Origin of the sequence: Paenibacillus sp. GM2FR (assembly GCF_002803325.1) — a bacterium.
Classification (GTDB): domain Bacteria; phylum Bacillota; class Bacilli; order Paenibacillales; family Paenibacillaceae; genus Paenibacillus_AQ; species Paenibacillus_AQ lautus.
Map to the genome: position 1 here is coordinate 3,508,872 of NZ_MKZM01000008.1, position 17,851 is coordinate 3,526,722.

Consider the following 17,851-nt stretch of genomic DNA (forward strand, 5'->3'; position numbering starts at 1 on the left):
GCTCACCCATTATTGGGCTGTATATCCACCGTCAACCGTCAGGGTATTTCCCGTCATGAATGAAGAGTCATCCGATGCCATAAACAGAACAGCCTTTGCCATTTCTTCAGCTTGTCCCAGACGCTTCATCGGAGTGGCCGCTGCCAACGCTTGCTTGCTCTCCTCCGGAATGATCGGTGTGTCGATAAAGCCCGGGCATAGTGCGTTGATCCGGATATTTTGCTCCGCATACTCCAGTGCCAGGGAACGCGTCAAGTTAATAACCCCGCCTTTAGCTGCATTATAGGCTGCGGAACCAGGCGAGCCGACCCAGCCGTACATGGATGCGGTATTGACGATCGTGCCTCCGCCAGCTTTTAACATTTCACGGATAGCTTCGCGTGCCACCAGGAATACGCCGTCCAGGTCCACGTTTACGGTGTTGCGCCACTCGGAGTACTCCAGATCATGCGAAGAATGAACGCGCCCGATCCCTGCGTTGTTAAATACAACGTCAACTTTACCGAAGGCGTCAATCGCTTGTTTGAAGATGCCCGCTACTTCTTCCTCGCTTGTTATATTCGCTTTGACGAACAGCGCCTCGTGATGATTCGCTTTCAGTTCGGCTTCAAACGCCTTACCTTTTTCCTCATTTAAATCAACAAGCACCACCTTGGCTCCCTCTTCAACGAAGAGGCGTGCTGTTGCCGCACCGATGCCGGATGCACCACCGGTAATTACAGCTACTTTGTTTAGTAATTTCCCCATCTTGGATACCCCCGTATAATGGATTAAAATAGTACTATATTAATTAGAAGCAATTTAAGATATTAAATTTAGTACTATTTTTGCTACAATTCAATTGTACTATTCTGTTCACATTTCACAATCATTAACCTGTTATGAAGTGTCGATCTAGTCAACACTTAGAACAAAACTGTCTTTTTGGGGGGCGCTCTTTTCGTGAATCATGAACAAATCGTGACATCGGCGCGAAAAAATCGTACGAAAGAACATCTGAAATCCGCCTTTATTCAACTTGTAAAAGAGAAGGGATATCATGCCGTGACGGTGAAAGACATCGTGGATAAGGCTTCTTATAACCGCAGCACCTTTTATGTCCATTACCAGGATAAAATCGAGTTAGCCGAGGATTTGCTGGCCTCCATGCTACGTGGCCTGGAAGAATCGGTGGGCAAGCCTTACATCCCGGGGCACAAAGTATATACGGCAAACCTCAGTGCGCCGTCCTTCAATATCGTTGCCTACATTTACGAGCATCGTGATTTTTTTGAGCTGATTAAATACGAGGATACCTTGCCGGGACTACACACGGAATTCCCTCAAACGATTGTAAAAATCTACAAGGAACGATTTATATTCGAAACGATTAACCATACTCCGGTTAACATGGATTACTTTAAACGGTACACGGCCTACGGCTTCCACGGACTGATTCTGAACTGGATCCGAAACGATTTCAGGGAATCCCAGGAGGATTTTATTAAAGAGGTCATTGATTTAACGAGGACGCATATATACTCGGTGGAATATGTGAGGGAGTAAGGTGGACGGAGCAACAACAACTCAAACCTTTATTGAGCCGCAATGCTGCCTAAAAAAGTCCGGTAGGGGGTAACGATGGCACCTCCCGGACTTATTCGATCTATTATTTTCTAGCAGACGTGTGCGGGATCGCTACTGTCAAGTATTCTTGATCCAATATCTTTTAACTACGTTTCCGTCTTCCTCTATGTAATCGGTATCCGGCTTCCCACCATTTTTGATAATGGTTCTTTCAGATCCCACATTACCGGCATCACAGACAACTAAGACATCGTTTATCCCCAGTTTCTTAGCCTCAATCAAGGACAATTCCAATAGTTTTGTCGCATAGCCTCTTAATCTTGCTGACGGGCGGATACCATAGCCAATATGCCCGCCAGCATGATACAAATGTTCGGTTAGTTGATGTCTAATATTAGCCGCACCTAATACTCTATGATGATTATCGACTAACCAAAAGGTTGAATCTGCGACCCAGCCTTCTTTTACACCAATGCCCTCCTCTTGATTAGAGAGCTCCTGCAACATTCCCTGAAAATCACTTGGATCCTTGCTGATGACCCAAGGAATCATATCCTCACCGGATTCTCTCCATTCTTGATAAAATGATAAGTAGTCATCTTTCAGCTCTAGCTGAGGCTTAACTAAGCTTACATCGTTCATATGTTTCAACGCCCTTTCATGGTTTTTATGTTCTTCAAACGGGAATATAGTACAAAATAGGCTGCCCTAAAAGGCAGCCTATTCTTGATATTGTGTTTACTTGCTGGCGGAGAGAATGAATTTTTCAAGCGCCCCTGTATCGGTAATACTGTGATTACATGCTTGGCTATCCAAACATACGTATTGGCCAATGAACGAAAGATTATCCGGTGAAGCAACGGCCGGCTTGGTCTTGACCGAGAACAAGGCAAGCTCTTGATGCCGGTTGCAGAACAGACAGTACCCTTTCTTGTTGGTCGGCGTAATTCTTCCCTCAATCCCGATGAATCTTCCTTCGAAGGGATACACGATAAATAACTTGTTAGTGGCTATATCCACCCAGCCCAAATACGTTACATATCGAAAGTCGATCGATTGCAGATCCGGAACTTTCAGCTTCTTATTTTTAGGAAATAACTTCTGAATCTGTTTCAGCGTAATCGTCGGATAAGGCTCCAGATAAGGTTCTAATCCGTTAAGATATCTCTGGAAATCATCGGCCTTCTCGATGGTCGATATTTCTCCCAGCATCCGCTTCTGATCCTCTGTCATAGCCGGAAATGTTTCCATAATGTTCATTACGGAACGATACCTGACCGTTTCCAGTACTTTTCTATCCGCGATCGTTCGCAATGTTTTCAGAAGGAAATCCGATTGTTTTTTAATCACATTAAACTGGTGGTTTCTAATAAATGGTGTACTCATAGCTTTCAGCCCCTTATTTTTATTAAAAATGAAGGTGCAAAGCCTGTTATTAGAAACGATAAAGTTAAGGTTGGGCGATCGAATTCATCCTATCGCACCCCACGCAAAGTATCGCCCCAGATCAGGCTTTGCATGAGGACTTCCTAGCTAATGAGCAATCCAGCATTGCCATCGGTATAACCCCCAATCACATATCATACGCAAAATTATAACAGGAAGACCCAAATGGCGCAATTTATTCCGTTGGAATGGGACACCGTCTATCTCAACCTTAAAATCTATTTAATGGTGTCATACAAGTCTGCTTCCATATGATTCACTTCCCCATGTCCCCATTCATCCGAAATCTCCAGATGCCAGGATCTAAGCAGTCGTTCATGGTTATTTTCTAGTATCCAGTGATGGAGCTTTTCATATGTATTTCTAATTTCGTAATTAGGCCCCTTGTGTTGTTGGACTGCATATTTTTGTTTTGGAATGACTAAAGAAACCATCCCTTCAGGAACTTGTTTCATGTCATTCACCTCAACGCATACCCAATAACCATCTTCCTCTTCCGATACATCCTCAACCATGAATGCACCAACAAGTCTTACCGGCTTTACGACGTCACGAATCTCATGCAATCTTTCTTTAAGTTCAACAGAAGCCTTGGGGATCTCATTGACATACTGGTCGCCGGGACATACTACTCTTATTCCGATTAATTTCATTTCATGAAGTTCGACTACCTTCACAGAGATCACTCTCTTTCGTTGAGTTTTTATTTATAATGGCCAGATGCGTGAAAATGTTGTTAAACGAAGCATTTGTATTTCCTGAGTTATCTTCACGCTTGTTCCTTCTAGAACTCAATATATACCGGCTCATCAACTAGTCTTAAGCAAACTTCGATTCTCTCTCTAAAATTCATATAGGTTACCATATTCAATGCTTCATCCATTGGAAAGAACCCTGATTCAAGACTTTCTGTTGTAGCTACCGGTGTACCCCCAACGTATTTAGCAAGAAATAATGTATTACAAATACTCTCCTTCACATTTTGGAATATCCCGCAAAACCTTATAATCTCAATATCCACTCCAGCTTCTTCTTTGGTTTCCCTGATTGCTGCTTGTGCCAAAGACTCTCCAACTTCAACCACTCCACCTGGCATCTCCCAGCCTCTTTCCGGGCCCCGGATCAGTAATATTTCATTTTTATCATTCAAAACAACCGCAGCAGCAGAGACAAAATGTTTTGGTAGATTCATCATATTTCTCCTTGTATAAATTTCTTCGATATAAAGTCAATTTAGGTTAAGTGACTCGCTGACTGCTTTACTCACCAAACATGTTTTCCATTGGCTCTTTGCAATGCTGGTAACCATTCTTTTTGTAAAAATCAACACCTTCATCACTGGGCCATACAATAATGAATTCATATTTGTTTTCTTTTGCCCATTCGTTGATTTTTGATATTAATTTACTTCCTATTCCTTTACCTCGATAACCAGGTTTCGTATACACATTCGTCATATATGCAAAGGGATGTGTAATTCTCCCTGGTCTCGGTACCTTGTGAATGAGTTCTATGTATATGTTGGACACGACCATGCCGTCTTCTTCAGCAACCCAAATACTCCAAATATCACTTTGAAAAGCATTTAATAAAAATTCGTAACACTCCTCGTAGAAGTCACTATAGGTTTCATTTTTTAATTTTCCATCTAAATCGTCTTCCAGTGTAAAATCCCATCTCATTTGAATGAGTTGATCCATATCTTCCTTAGTCGCAATTCTAATTATCACTGAATCACCCCAGAATTCATTAAAATCACTTCACCTTTCAACTAAGATAAAGAGATCTCAGTAGGCTAGGTCCCACAGCGTGAAAGCAAAATGTTACTACTTTGTACTGAATTCTTGAATGTATTTCTTTGAATCTTTCCTGTATCTCTCGATGTAATTATTCTTGGAATATTCACTGATTACTTTTCTCCAAAAAGATATGGCAGATGTATTACTCTCCATTTGAGCTACTTTCCAATTTGCTTTGAATAAGTCAAATGCCTGTTTGGCTGCGGTGCGGCCTATCCCATTTCTTCTATATTTCTTCAAAATCATAAAATCATATATTACATGCGTTGGGTCTGGATCCGTATCTAAGTTTTCAAAAAGCCAACTAAGAATCCTACGATTACTCCTGAAGATAAAATGAAATACGGGTTCCATCTAGGGTCGCCTTCCCAATAGAAATCAATATTCACCCCATATGTTCCATCATCATTTAAATCCTGATTCGTATATCGACTAAAATCATAATGATAATATTGATACATGTTCGATAATGTTTCTTTCTCTTGAACTATAACGGGAAGAAGTTTGATTTCCATAACGCTATCCCCCTATTATTTCTGAAAGTTTCAAAGGTTCCGCCTACAGATCCGGTTTACCTGGTTTCCAACCTATTTCTTGTGACCAAATATGTGCCTTTTGTATGATCTCCCACACAATTGGAACTTTCCCTTCAACATATTTTTGTCTTTCATGTTTATATAATTCCATTAACCGGTGTTATCATTGATTTTATATTTCAGATTCACAGTCAAACCCTCATAATATTTAAATTTACAGATTTAAAAACTGGAAGACTCCTCTTATTTCTCCGCAATTCCCATGATCCCTCGCTTAAATTGATTCCGTTTATTATCGTATAAAGGGAGCATCTACTTTTTCAGAAAGTAACTCTTTATAAGCTTTCACTTTCCTAAACGTATTGCCCATCATTTCTTGATTACGATATTTACGAATTTCATCCAGATCAAATTTTGCAATAAATACGCCTTCCGACACATTATCCGCCAGCATAATGGTGTTATCGACCGATTTCCCATCAGGGTCCCACATCATTGGACTATAGGCACAAGAACATCCCGCATTTTCACCAGGAGGGTTCGCCATCGCAATACCAACCATATTTTCATATGCTCTTGTTGAAAGTGCCTGTAATCTAGGCTCCATGGTTCCACAATCATTGGGAACCAAAATGATTTCTGCCCCTTTTAACATCAATACTCTTGCGCTTTCTGGGTACTCTCTGTCGTAACAAATCATGACCCCAATCTTCACACCGTCAAAATCACATACTTTAAATTCAGTACCAGGCTCAAGCATACGTTCAGTATCAAAATCGCATGTATGGACTTTGCTGTACTTTAATAAAATTTCACCTTTACGATCAATTACAAATGCTGAATTTTGGGGACGCTTTACCCCTTTTGTAAAACCCGTGATGACAATTCCAATCGATAATTCTTCAGCAATTTCTTGAAAAGCTTTTAAGGCTGTACTATTTTCGTTTAATGCCGCCTCATACCAAGCTTTGAAGTCAGGATGATTCTCTATCTCTTCTTCGGGGAGCTTGGTTTCAACGATGTCGGGAAAGGCATATGCTGTTATCCAACACTCCGGAAATAATACAATATCTGCTCCAAGCTCTTTGGCTTTTTTTACGTAGCTCAATCCAATTTCCGTATTTAGTTTTTGATCAGGTTCACTGCAATTATATTGTACGACTGCAACTGTAAAGGTTTTCATCATTCTGCACCTCACATTTATAATCTTTTTTACCGTCACTTCTTTCAAAGATTTACAAGTTGCTCTTTAAATTTTTAACTAAATAAATTAATAGATCATCATCAACCATAACGGATTCTCCCGGTTTTACCGGAATATTTTTATAGCACATGCCCCTACCATCCATGACGTATCCACGAGAAGTATACATTCGTTGGGCATTTCCATAATCTCTGTACAGCCCTACACCTAGCCCTATGTATTTAGAGGTCTTTGACGCAATAAGCTCTAATTCATCAAATAATCTGTTTGCTATATGCTTTCTTCTATACTCAGGAAATACGTTCAAATCATTAATCTCCGGGATATTGTTATCAAGAAAATGAGGATACTGAGAATCATAGATCAAATGACAGCATCCCGCTAACGAATCATTGTAATAAGCAATCATGGTTACTCGTTTATTGGTATTGTTCTCATTTAGGCACTTGTGAACATAATCTCCTTGTCGATACCACCCATAACGCTTAGCAAATTCTTGATCCAATAATTCAGCTTCTTCTAATGTAGTTAGTCTCTTTATATTTATGATGTCCCTCATGTTTTATCTCCTTCTCGGAACTCATTCACGAAACACAGCGATTTTCTTCGAAATACCTACATACATCATCATTTTAATACTTTCAATTCATTCAACTCTGAAGACAACTACAGTACCTGTCTCATTATTTTTAAAGGGTTTACTAAATTCCTTGAACACTAGCTCCATTCCTGAAATATCATCAGGTAATGGTGGAGATATTACATAGTTATAGGATGCATGACCAGAACAACTCCCGCCATTGGTCATTCGACAATCATATTGTTCTCCAACATACAATTCAAAATGGCTAAGGCTATATAAACTTGAAGTCTGCTCAATTGTCATGTCCCAATCAATGCTGAATGTTACTACACTTGCATTAGCGTATTGTCGTATTGAGTTTAGTGTATAAAAGAATGCTCCTTTTACAACTGATTTTAAAACCGGAATATGTTTTCTGAACCTTGTTGGATCAACCATGGGTTTATAATGTTCTTCACCCATAAACGTTCCAAAAACGGCTTTAAGAAAATCCTCGTAAAGTTCAAACGTTGTCGCCCATTGTGAAATATACTCAAATGGCGGAAAACCTGGATTGTTGCCTGAAAGTTCCTTCCGTTGTTTCAACAATGCACAAATTTGCTCATCAATAGTAATCAAATTTTCATCATAATGCTCGGTTGGACGTTCAAATGGCATACGTTTCATCATTTTTCTCCTTATTCGATATTTTCAAATTACTCCTTGAACTGGAACTCATGATTGCAAGATTTCACATACCGTTCTGTATATTAATGAAAAGCCCCAGCATAGATAGTCATCTTAGGCTGAGGCGTGATGTCGAGCTTGTGCGCAGTTTATTCGGGGCTCAACTGCCATTGATTGCAACTTTTAAGCCCCAACACGTTTCGAACTATTTATTCAGTGGAAAAGGATGAATATTCATGACCGTATGCGTGAGTTTCCGTCTTATTCACACTTAGGGGCTTACATCCCTTGGTTATAAAAACTGCCGCTTAACCCGCTTGCATGCTTTCTACTTATAGACCGTTTACACCTCTTCAAGCTAACTTAATGACTGTGCTGCAAAATGGTAAAACGCCATGGCATCCTCTCCGGTGGCAAAACCGGCCTGTGCTATCTTGTCGCTGCCTCCGCCTTTACCGCGATAATCGGCCAGATACTGCTTCAAGAACGCACCGCAGGCAAGTCCGCTCTGTCCTCCCTGGGCGAGGACAACCTTATGGTCGGCGTTGGACACGAACAGCACGATAACGTCAGCTTCTTCGGTGAGTTTAGCCGCCAGGTTCTGCATATCCTTCAGCGGCTTGTCCGCAAAAACATGTTTGATCAGGCTGCCTTGACGTTCGGCCAATAGCTTCCCGGCCAGGTAAGCGTCATTCTCGGCCTTCACGGCGTTCAATTCTGTCTGGAGCTGCTTCTGCTCCTGGTCCCATTTTGCAATCCGATCCAGAATCTCTTCCTTTGCGGTATTAAACCTAGCCGAAAGGCTGCCGAGAATCTCCATTCCGGCATTAAATTCTTTTAACGCTCGATATCCGCATTTAAAATAGAGACGCATATGCCCCTTCTGCTTCTCGGCTCTCAGCAGTTTGATCATTCCGATCTCACCGGTTGCAGATACATGTGTACCGCCGCAGGCGTTATATTCGATACCTTCGATTTCTACGATCCGGATATCGTCGGTTACCTTCGGCTGCTTCACCAGCGGCAGGGCGGCAGCCTGCTCCCGACTCACAACATAATTCGTTATCTTTCGATTAAGGTAAACCTGATCATTGACTTCCAACTCCAGCATCATCAACTGGTCCTGAGCCAGGTCAGATCGGGCGATATCAATGGTGGCGTAATCCTGACCCAGGTGGAAACTGAGTGTTTCCGCCTGGCATACTTGCAGACATATGGCAGACAGGAGATTCTGGCCGCTATGATGCTGCATATGGTCGAATCTTCTATCCCAATCCAAACGGCAGCCAACCACTTCTTTCTCAGGAAAACGCTCGACTTTATGCAGAATTTCTCCTTCCTCCTGGACGACATCAAGAACGGGAATTTTATCGATCCACCCTAGGTCACAAGGCTGCCCTCCGCCGTGCGGATAAAAGGCCGTCTCCTCCATTACCAGATAGGTTCCGTCCTCCCGCTCCAGTTTTCGTGTTATTCGTGTCTCCCACTCCCGAATATGAGTGGATTCGTAATATAACTTCTTTGTCATTTTCTTGTCCTCGCAGTTCTCAGGTTAAATTAACTTTAGTCACAGCTTGCTGGCACTCATTAGTTTTAATTACATTCTACTTCTTCTTCCCTTTTTCTTGAAACTAAAATCATGCTCACTATACTTAATAATAGAACAACAAAAAACATATACAAGGTAATTGGGTCTCCTCCAGATGGAACTTCATCTGCTATATATCCCGAGATGATCATATTTACTCCTGATACAGAACTAGAAACAACTGCCAACATACCCACAGCATATTTATTAACTGCAGGTTTTTTTAACAATATTAAAATCAATGTGATTAGCAAACTAAAAATAAAAATACTCATAGAAAGTTTTATATAATAAAAAACATCTACTAACATGAATTCAGCTCCTATAAAATCTTCTCGAAAATGTACGGTCATCTTCTTCTCTGAATTTGGTGAACCCGCACATGGTGTAGAAGTGATGATTTTTGACACTCCAGCTAGGAGTATCCAACCACCATTTTGTGCTATCCGGAAAACTTCCTTCAATGTCTTTCATTACTTTTTTACCGATTCCTTGATTCTGATAGTTTGGGTCAATAAAAATTCGCCCTAGATTATGTACTTGATTGCTTTCTATAAATATCATAGCTCCCCCAATTATTTCTCCATTATAGAGCACTTTAAAGTACTCACAATTTAGCATCATCTCTTCTTGCCAACTTATGGAGTCATAGCCTAGTGGACCACAGATTTATTTCAACGAATGCATGAATTGTTTATAACGTTTTGGTCACAAAGAAACAACCCAGCCTGAGACTGTTCTTATCTTAGGCTGGGTATTTGTTGTCTGAGCTTCTTCCTTATACCTCGGGAAAAAATGTCGTTAAAAGCTATCTCTCTCCTGTATCTTGAAGAGAAGAATAACCTTCTTATCTTAGCTCCAACGGAATTAGCCAATGCGGGGTCACTTGCCTGGCTTCAGTTCATGAAACACGTCAGGGAGACAGTCATTCCCCCTTAAAACCAACCATAGTACGATGCCGTCCAATGATATTGAATTGATTTAGTTCAGTTACTTGATTAAAGAAACCTTTAATCTCGATATGAGGTTCTTCTAAGTCAATATTACGGTTTCCTTCATACATTTCCTTCGGAGCAAATACAGTAAGAAGTAATTCTTCTCCTGGATCAATATTGAGTTTATTATTTCTAGCCTCGATCTTAAAATCATTCCCTTTAGCACCGTTTTCAATTTTTATGGGAAAACTTAAATAAACATTATTTTGTACTATAATATGACTAGTTTTGTTCTGTAATTTTAGTGTGAACATTGTTCCATTTGATTCTTCTTTTTGTTCAACTAATTCTAAACTTATATTGTCAATGTCGTCAGTAGCCATTTCGTTGTTATTACTACAACTTACGCTAATTAGTAAGCACAAGATGACGGAAATGATGAATATTGGTTTTCTATACACTTTCTGAATCCCTCCCAAACTTCCTTATTCTTTTAGGCGGATAGTCTGACGACATTAATTCACTTTGTAAAAATACGGCCCACACATGTCTTCATGGGTATTCACATACGTCCAAGTAAAGTTTTTATCAAAAATATATATATCTTGTTGAGAATCAAAATCCTCCGCGACTATGGCATTTGCGTTACTGTATAGAAATACATCGGGAGAGTTTTGGTACATTACATATAATTCATCTTTTATTTCAGTATTAAAAGCATTTCTTGCTGCATTTTCTTTCAAACAACCTTGTATTTCATAACTAAAAATATGCCACTTATATTGACTGTAATAAATGCTTTCTTTTACATCATCACTAATGTTTAGTGTAAATGTCTTATCCCATCTATCCATAATTTCTGTTGCTCCATCAAATATATCTGAGATGTTTACAGCTTTTTCAATTAACTTTTCAATCAATTGAATCTCTTTTCTGATCAAGTTCTCTCCCCCTAAATAAGTGTAAATACTTTATTATACTTATGGTCCCTCTTCTCGACTTGCTTACAAAAGGCTCTCTCCTAGCATCGGTTCAACTTGTTCTATCCATTTATGCTCTTTATCTGCTAACAAGGTTTTCCATCCGAGTTCGATAACCGGGATTAAGTTCTTTTCTTGATCATCAATATAAACAACCGTTTGGCCGGATTCAAATTGTTTCCCGACATGTTGAAAAATTCGTATATCGGGTTTGCTTAAACCTACTTGATTTGAAATCGTTATGCTCCTGGTATACGGTTCTACTCTTTCTAATATTGGTTCCAACCATTCCTTACAATGGTTACTTACTATGTGGATATCTGCGATTTCACTCCACTCAGCCAAGTAATTTAAGCCAGGGAGTGGTTCCAGTGATTGCATTAATAATTCTCTGGCTTGCTCTTTGTTGATCTGCTTCATTCGCTGGCTCATCCATCCCCAAAATTCCTCTTCTTTGATCTTTCCTGTCCATAAATCTTTTCGAATCTCATCAAATTGTTCTCTGATGTCTTGAAACGAGATTTCGGAACCTTCAGATAATTTGAGCCAAACCGCAGATGAAAAATTACTTACTAATACACCAGCTAAATCTAATACCAGTTGTGGCTTGGCAGTCATCGAATCATCTCCTAAAATCTTATACAGGCTTTACCGAGGGGTTAGGCGAAGTGGAGGGCATCATTGAAATACTAAGAATCGTCACTATTTTTTATGTCAATTGAAATATGTTTTCTTAAATTAGTAATGTATGCGTATGCATCATTAATCTCAGTAATTCCTTCAACAACATTGTCCCTTAATTCTTCAATAAAAAATTTAAGCCCACTCTCTCGTAAATCTATATCCTTCAAATAATTCTCATTATAATCCTTGATAAAATCTGACTTGCTCTTATAAAGTTTAAAACGTTCTAAAACATAAAGTTCCTTAAGGGTGATGAATAAAGCTAGAAAATCCCTAAGGTTTCTCGCAACCAAGTTTACTGCATTTTCAAAAAACATGGGTTGTATAAAAATAATTGGGGCCTCTTCTAAATCTTTAATAGATTGATTAAACGTGTAAAAAGCGAAGTGGTCCCCACCTACCCCTGTTCTCCCAAAAACTACAGCATCCTCTGGTGTGCATTCATATCTGTCATCATCATGATTAAAGCTAATATAAAAACCTATATAATGATCGACAGTATGCCCATTTCGTTGATGTAGGTCCTTATCCAATTGAACAAGCTTTTCTAAGGTTTCTGGCATTTTGTAATTTACCGGCATCTAAGACTCACCCTGCTATATATTGTTTGTTATATTTCGCATAACCTCTTGTATTCACGAGCTACGTTTTTATCATTATTCATTGGTCTTGTTTAATTCTTGATTTAGTCTATCAATTTTGTCTTCTATTCTTCTCAAGCTTTCTTTTGTATTTTTTGTGTGTAGAATGAATCTATTTACAAATCGAAATAATCCAACAAAAAACAGTATAACTAATAAAACAATGAATATGATTTGAAATAACATTGCCATCGAAAAAAAGCCCAAGATATTACCCCCTTAATAAACTAAAAACTAAATTACGCATTCTTCCATGATTATACATCTGGCAACCAAGGCATGGTAGTCCTGCAGTGTGAATACGTTGTTATCTGATGTAATTTCTTCACTCGAATCAACGATCTTCCCTCGCAGTTCAATCATTTATCGACTGACGTGTTGCTGCCAGTTGGCACAGTAAAAGCTGCCGAATATCTCTGCAGCAGCTTCTTGGCTGTGCTCTTGGTCCTGCGGAGCCCCGTGTTACTTAAAGTGCACACTCTTTATTCAGATCTATCTTGACACTTAAATTCGAAAATCTCATCAACAGCTTGTTGATACCCACCAGATTGTCGAAAGGATTCCCTAATATTTGCAGCCGCTTTCTTAAAAGATAAAAGGCTTAACACGTGATCTGCAGCTTCACGTAGTTGATTTGCAGTCAAACTTTGCATGTGTAATGTAATGCCTGCTCCGATATTGGCGACTTGCCCCGCAATGATCGGCTGATCCGCGTTTTGTGGAATGACAATCAGCGGAACACCATAATACAGACCTTCATGGGTGCTATTCATTCCACCATGTGTAATAAATAATTTAGCGTATGGCAGTACAACGGTTTGTGGAACGTAATTTTTAACGATGAAGTTTTTAGGAATTTCCCCTACATCAGAAATTTGGACTTTACTCCCAATCGACATGACAATCGTATGCTCCGTGTTTCCAAATGCCTCAAAACAAAGCTTATAGAAATCCATTGCATGATTAAACACGGTACCCAGTGATATGTAAATGGGGTTTTTCCCCTCGATGGCAGTAAAGTCGAAGTTTTCTTGCGTTAATCGTGAAGAGATGGATGGCCCTACAAATTGATACGTTTGGTCGAATGCTTCTTCTTCAGGTTGAAACTCCCTTGTTGTATAAACGATCGTAAGCGGCGCTGGATTGCAAAACACTTCGTAAGGCGAATCGATCTCCACCTCATATTTTTCCTTCACCATTGCCGTCAGGCTTTGAAATGTATCGTTTATCGGTTTAACGATGTCTGCAGGGACATTTTTAAAAAATGCTTCCAGCATTTTATCGAATGATTCTCGTGTCTGTGCAAAAGTAGTACAAGAGTTGATTGCAGGAAGCTTAAGAATTTGAGCAAGTAATCGCCCACAGCCAAACATCGAATCATGGATGATATAATCAAAATGCTCTCCTTTGATCTGTTCAAGAACGCTTGGTATGACGATATCTGCCGTAAGTAAAAGACCGTTGATTCTTTGGAGCATATAATCTCTTCCACCTGAAATAAAGGCTTTTATAAATTTTTGATCGTCAAATGTTCGAACGGTTGCTCCCGTCTTCTCCATACGCTCCCGAAAAGCCTCTATACAAAAGTACACGACCTCTTCCCCACGAGAAATAAGCTCCTGCACAACACCAATCGTTGGATTGATATGTCCCTCTGATCCGCCATTAATAAATAATACACGCGCCATTTCAACCACTCCTTTAGGTATGCAGTTCTCTAAACTATGAATGAGTAAGGGGCACTGTCCCATACCATTGATCGAATCCATAATGGAATCACGTTTATCATAGTACAATACTTGAAAATCTCAAACTTGGATCGCCATATTTTTCAGTTAAGCAATGTCGTTACAGAGCCGGTTTTACTTCATGGACAGTTTTGGACCTGGGGTACCAAAAATCAAAATCGTTCGATATACATGTTTCAATCCAATGCGAAGTGGGTAATTGTATTAAACATATTATTGCAGTTATACAGTCCTACTCGAAAGGAACTCGTTGCCTGCTTACGCATTTTGCATATATCCATTTGGGCTGAGGGAAGTAATACGAACAGGGGCATACAGGCTTGGAATACTTCTTCGGATGGATGTAACAAGGGATTGCACAGTTTGGAAAGCTATAATGCATATAAAGGTGGAATTTTGGGTATGTAAGTCAATGCCATAACGAAGATTCTCAACTTAAATTGTTAGTACCCTCAGGGCTTCCTCTTAGATTGTTCTCCACCCCTTAATCATGCGCTTAATCCTATTCCATTTTGATTTCTTTTAATGCTAACTTGCTTAGCTTCATTTTCCATTTCTACATAACAATGCTGAAGCCTTCCCTTAACTCTAGCACCACATTTCCCCCAACATTTTTGGGTCCCCGATGGATGATATGCCAAATGCTCCGCATAATATGGATACTGCTTGCAAAGGGGCGATTGGATGATAGTACTGGAGCATGTGAACAAGGTTTACGATAATGGCTTTCACGCGCTGAAAGACATTAATCTCGAATTCAAAAAAGGGGAAATTACCGTCCTCATCGGACCGAGCGGCTGTGGCAAATCAACGACCATGAAGCTGATCAACGCGCTCAATACGCCATCGTCGGGTAAAGTTCTGATTGACGGTAAGGATATCTCGAGATTGAATCCGGTTGAACTGCGGCGCAATATCGGTTACGTCATTCAAAGCGTTGGTTTATTTCCGCATATGAACATCTCCAAGAATGCGGGCGTGGTTCCACGTCTGAAGAAGTGGGATAAAGACACAACAGATCAAAAAGTTAATGAATTATTGGACATGGTCGGACTGGACCACACCATTTATGGTACGCGCTATCCATCCGAGCTTAGCGGCGGACAACAGCAGCGTGTAGGCGTAGTGCGAGCGCTGGCTGCTGAACCCGATATCATCCTGATGGATGAGCCGTTCTCCGCACTGGATCCCATCAGCCGCGAGCAGCTTCAGGATGAGCTGATCCGGCTTCAGCAGGAGCTCAATAAAACCATTATCTTTGTTACGCATGATATGGATGAAGCTATTAAAATTGCGGATACCATCGTTCTGATGAAAGATGGTGAAGTGATTCAAACGGGTAAACCGGACAGCATTTTACGGCATCCCGCAAACGAATTTGTACGTGACTTTATCGGTTCCAAACGTCTGCAAAATGAAAATGAAAGCGCCTATGAAATTCCGCTTGTGGATGAAGTGATGATTACGAATCCGGTCACGGCATTCCCGAGCCGGGGATTAGCCGAAGCCATCAAAATGATGGAAATGAAGCGGGTCGATTCGCTGCTGATCGTGGACCGTAACCGTCAGCTCCAAGGAGCGGTTTCGATCTACCGGGTTCTCGACCAATACGGCGAGGAAGGCAAAACTGTGGCGGACGTTATGCATCCGGTCCGTTTTTCCGTAGCTTCAGGAAGCACGCTTCCGCAGGCCATCGAGATCATGGACAGCCATCAGCTCAGTAATCTCCCTGTCATAGACAGTAATAACCGGTTCCTCGGATTAATCACAAGAGGCAGTGTGGTTAAACATTTGGCCGAAGTCTATCCTACGATGGTTCCTCCGGTGCTGAACGGAGAGGGTGAGTGATATGAACGCATTTTGGAGTTTCATCACAGATCGCTATCCGGATATTCTGAAGGCATTGCAGGAGCATCTGGTCCTCTCATTCTCTGCCGTGCTTTTGGGGACTGTTATTGCCGTACCGATCGGAATCCTGCTGGTCTACAACCGGGTCGGCTGGCTGAACAGCATCGTGTTTTTCATTACGAACCTGTTCCAGACGATTCCAAGCCTGGCACTTCTGGCGATACTGATTCCACTGCTCGGCATCGGCATGAAGCCGGCCATACTGGCGCTGTTTCTGTACTCCCTGATGCCAATTCTGCGGAATACCTATGACGGTTTTCAGTCCGTGGATAAAGGCGTGCTCAATTCGGCCAGGGGGATGGGATACAGCACCGCCCAAACGATTTTGAGAATTCAGCTTCCCTTATCGCTTCCTTACATCATGTCCGGTGTCCGCATTACGACCGTGTACATCATCAGCTGGGCAACACTGGCTTCCCTGATCGGTGCAGGAGGTTTAGGCCAGCTTATTGTATCTGGACTTGGCGTCAACAAGCCCGAGATGATCTTCATCGGTGGCATTGGCGCTATACTCCTGGCACTTGTAGCTGACGGTCTGCTTGGGCTGCTTGAGGGCTGGCTAAGCAAACACTACCATCAGACTCAGACCCGGGACGCTGCGATATGAGTTACATCAACCGTAAACAGCGGGCCGGACGGAACAAGGAAGGCGTGATGAAACTGAAAAAGCTCAAGAGGATACCGATGTTAGTCTGCATGCTGGCTCTTGCCGTTTTTACCTCCGCATGCGGAATTCAAAGCGACATTACGATCGGCACTCAAACCTATACCGAAACCAAGATTATTGCCGAAATGTATAAAGCGCTGATTGAAGACCAAACCGATCTGAAGGTGGATATTATCCCGGATCTGGCATCAAGTTCTTTGGTCATCAATGCGATGAAACGAAACGACGTTCAAATGGCGACATTATATACCGGTGAAATTTTCAACAACCATTTCCCGATCAGCGGTACCAAAGACCGCGCGAAAGTCTTGCAGGAGGCGCAGGATGGATTTCAGGAGTACTTTGGGTTTACCTGGATGAATCCGCTGGGTTTTGAGAACACCTACGCATTCACGGTAAGAAAGGATCTGGCCGAAGCCAACGGGTACACCAAAATTTCCGATGTCAAAAAAGACATGGCCACCATGAAGCTTGGTGTAGATACGACGTGGCTGGAGAGAAGCACGGATGGATATCCGGCGTTCTCCAAAGCGTATGACATCAAATTTGGTCAGGTCTTCCCCATGGAAATCAGCCTGGTATACAGCGCGGTAGCTAATGAGCAGGTGGATATTGTGCTGGCCTATTCAACGGATTCCCGGCTGAAAGCCTACCAATTGCAGACGCTTCAGGATGACCAGCAATTCTTCCCTCCATATGACGCAAGTCCGGTATTGCGTTCCGACCTTTTGAAGAAGCATCCTGAAATTGAGGATACGATAGCGCCTTTAATCGGTCATCTGGATGCAGATACGATGATATCGCTTAATTATCAGGTGGACATTGAGAAGAAAAGCGAGCGGGAGGTCGCCATCGCGTATTTGAAAGAGCAGGGCCTCTTGAAAAGCTAAAGGAGGGTAA

At 41.2% G+C, this 17,851-nt stretch carries 22 protein-coding genes and 1 pseudogene; 4 read left to right on the top strand and 19 right to left on the bottom strand.

Annotation, left to right across the window (positions count from 1 at the left end; genetic code table 11):
• Window positions 1–9 precede the first annotated feature (9 nt).
• On the bottom strand, window positions 10–747 hold the full coding sequence (locus PAEVO_RS15895) for an SDR family NAD(P)-dependent oxidoreductase (RefSeq protein ID WP_100538412.1): 738 nt from the start codon (window positions 745–747) through the stop codon (window positions 10–12).
• A gap of 195 nt (window positions 748–942) precedes the next feature.
• Between PAEVO_RS15895 and PAEVO_RS15900 the strand changes: the two genes are divergently transcribed.
• Window positions 943–1,545, top strand: coding sequence for a TetR/AcrR family transcriptional regulator (locus PAEVO_RS15900; protein ID WP_100538413.1), 603 nt, complete (start codon window positions 943–945; stop codon window positions 1,543–1,545).
• 138 nt (window positions 1,546–1,683) lie between these two features.
• Here the strand turns inward: PAEVO_RS15900 and PAEVO_RS15905 are convergent, their stop codons facing one another.
• The 18 genes and pseudogenes from PAEVO_RS15905 to PAEVO_RS15990 form a co-directional block, all read right to left on the bottom strand.
• Window positions 1,684–2,208, bottom strand: a complete 525-nt coding sequence (locus PAEVO_RS15905) for a GNAT family N-acetyltransferase (RefSeq protein WP_100538414.1) — start codon at window positions 2,206–2,208, stop codon at window positions 1,684–1,686.
• 96 nt (window positions 2,209–2,304) lie between these two features.
• Window positions 2,305–2,952 (bottom strand): FusB/FusC family EF-G-binding protein, encoded by a 648-nt coding sequence (locus PAEVO_RS15910; protein WP_100538415.1) that lies wholly within the window; start codon window positions 2,950–2,952, stop codon window positions 2,305–2,307.
• Window positions 2,953–3,230: 278 nt separating this feature from the next.
• A complete protein-coding gene (locus PAEVO_RS15915) occupies window positions 3,231–3,689 on the bottom strand; it encodes a GyrI-like domain-containing protein (RefSeq protein WP_100538416.1) in 459 nt (152 codons plus the stop codon).
• Window positions 3,690–3,796: 107 nt separating this feature from the next.
• Entirely contained in the window at window positions 3,797–4,204 is a 408-nt protein-coding gene (locus tag PAEVO_RS15920) for an NUDIX hydrolase (protein ID WP_207797482.1), read from the bottom strand.
• A 67-nt stretch (window positions 4,205–4,271) separates the two neighbouring features.
• Entirely contained in the window at window positions 4,272–4,742 is a 471-nt protein-coding gene (locus PAEVO_RS15925) for a GNAT family N-acetyltransferase (protein ID WP_100538418.1), read from the bottom strand.
• Window positions 4,743–4,838: 96 nt separating this feature from the next.
• The gene (locus PAEVO_RS34405; protein WP_347708116.1) at window positions 4,839–5,165 is read right to left on the bottom strand and encodes a GNAT family N-acetyltransferase; all 327 of its coding nucleotides are present in this window, start codon (window positions 5,163–5,165) and stop codon (window positions 4,839–4,841) included.
• The gene (locus PAEVO_RS34410) at window positions 5,096–5,326 is read right to left on the bottom strand and encodes a hypothetical protein (protein ID WP_243390797.1); all 231 of its coding nucleotides are present in this window, start codon (window positions 5,324–5,326) and stop codon (window positions 5,096–5,098) included. The genes PAEVO_RS34405 and PAEVO_RS34410 overlap by 70 nt, the downstream gene beginning before the upstream one ends.
• Window positions 5,327–5,639: 313 nt before the next feature.
• Window positions 5,640–6,530, bottom strand: a complete 891-nt coding sequence (locus PAEVO_RS15935; RefSeq protein ID WP_100539478.1) for a carbon-nitrogen hydrolase family protein — start codon at window positions 6,528–6,530, stop codon at window positions 5,640–5,642.
• Between the two features lie 52 nt (window positions 6,531–6,582).
• The gene (locus tag PAEVO_RS15940) at window positions 6,583–7,110 is read right to left on the bottom strand and encodes a GNAT family N-acetyltransferase (RefSeq protein ID WP_100538419.1); all 528 of its coding nucleotides are present in this window, start codon (window positions 7,108–7,110) and stop codon (window positions 6,583–6,585) included.
• 87 nt (window positions 7,111–7,197) lie between these two features.
• Window positions 7,198–7,800: a hypothetical protein gene (locus tag PAEVO_RS15945; RefSeq protein WP_100538420.1), complete on the bottom strand. Its 603-nt coding sequence runs from the start codon at window positions 7,798–7,800 to the stop codon at window positions 7,198–7,200.
• Window positions 7,801–8,158: 358 nt separating this feature from the next.
• Window positions 8,159–9,328 (bottom strand): alanyl-tRNA editing protein, encoded by a 1,170-nt coding sequence (locus PAEVO_RS15950; protein ID WP_100538421.1) that lies wholly within the window; start codon window positions 9,326–9,328, stop codon window positions 8,159–8,161.
• Window positions 9,329–9,393: 65 nt separating this feature from the next.
• Window positions 9,394–9,699: a hypothetical protein gene (locus PAEVO_RS15955; protein ID WP_100538422.1), complete on the bottom strand. Its 306-nt coding sequence runs from the start codon at window positions 9,697–9,699 to the stop codon at window positions 9,394–9,396.
• Window positions 9,700–9,710: 11 nt separating this feature from the next.
• Window positions 9,711–10,051, bottom strand: a pseudogene (locus PAEVO_RS15960) (GNAT family N-acetyltransferase); the annotation flags it as partial.
• Window positions 10,052–10,313: 262 nt separating this feature from the next.
• On the bottom strand, window positions 10,314–10,784 hold the full coding sequence (locus PAEVO_RS15965) for a hypothetical protein (RefSeq protein WP_100538423.1): 471 nt from the start codon (window positions 10,782–10,784) through the stop codon (window positions 10,314–10,316).
• Between the two features lie 54 nt (window positions 10,785–10,838).
• Window positions 10,839–11,264 carry a DUF4275 family protein gene (locus PAEVO_RS15970; protein ID WP_243390798.1) on the bottom strand — a complete coding sequence of 142 codons (426 nt, stop codon included), beginning with the start codon at window positions 11,262–11,264 and terminating at the stop codon, window positions 10,839–10,841.
• Between the two features lie 63 nt (window positions 11,265–11,327).
• Complete coding sequence (locus PAEVO_RS15975) at window positions 11,328–11,921, bottom strand: HAD family hydrolase (RefSeq protein WP_100538425.1); 594 nt, start codon at window positions 11,919–11,921, stop codon at window positions 11,328–11,330.
• A 71-nt stretch (window positions 11,922–11,992) separates the two neighbouring features.
• Window positions 11,993–12,568 carry a hypothetical protein gene (locus PAEVO_RS15980; RefSeq protein WP_100538426.1) on the bottom strand — a complete coding sequence of 192 codons (576 nt, stop codon included), beginning with the start codon at window positions 12,566–12,568 and terminating at the stop codon, window positions 11,993–11,995.
• A gap of 542 nt (window positions 12,569–13,110) precedes the next feature.
• Complete coding sequence (locus PAEVO_RS15990) at window positions 13,111–14,316, bottom strand: macrolide family glycosyltransferase (RefSeq protein ID WP_100538428.1); 1,206 nt, start codon at window positions 14,314–14,316, stop codon at window positions 13,111–13,113.
• Between the two features lie 744 nt (window positions 14,317–15,060).
• Between PAEVO_RS15990 and PAEVO_RS15995 the strand changes: the two genes are divergently transcribed.
• Genes PAEVO_RS15995 through PAEVO_RS16005 form a run of 3 tightly spaced genes read left to right on the top strand, consistent with a single transcriptional unit; the run spans window position 15,061 to window position 17,841 of the window.
• Window positions 15,061–16,224, top strand: coding sequence for an ABC transporter ATP-binding protein (locus PAEVO_RS15995; RefSeq protein ID WP_100538429.1), 1,164 nt, complete (start codon window positions 15,061–15,063; stop codon window positions 16,222–16,224).
• Between the two features lies 1 nt (window position 16,225).
• On the top strand, window positions 16,226–16,891 hold the full coding sequence (locus tag PAEVO_RS16000) for an ABC transporter permease (RefSeq protein WP_100538430.1): 666 nt from the start codon (window positions 16,226–16,228) through the stop codon (window positions 16,889–16,891).
• Complete coding sequence (locus tag PAEVO_RS16005) at window positions 16,888–17,841, top strand: glycine betaine ABC transporter substrate-binding protein (protein WP_243390799.1); 954 nt, start codon at window positions 16,888–16,890, stop codon at window positions 17,839–17,841. Before PAEVO_RS16000 ends, PAEVO_RS16005 begins: the two co-directional genes overlap by 4 nt.
• Window positions 17,842–17,851: the final 10 nt, after the last annotated feature.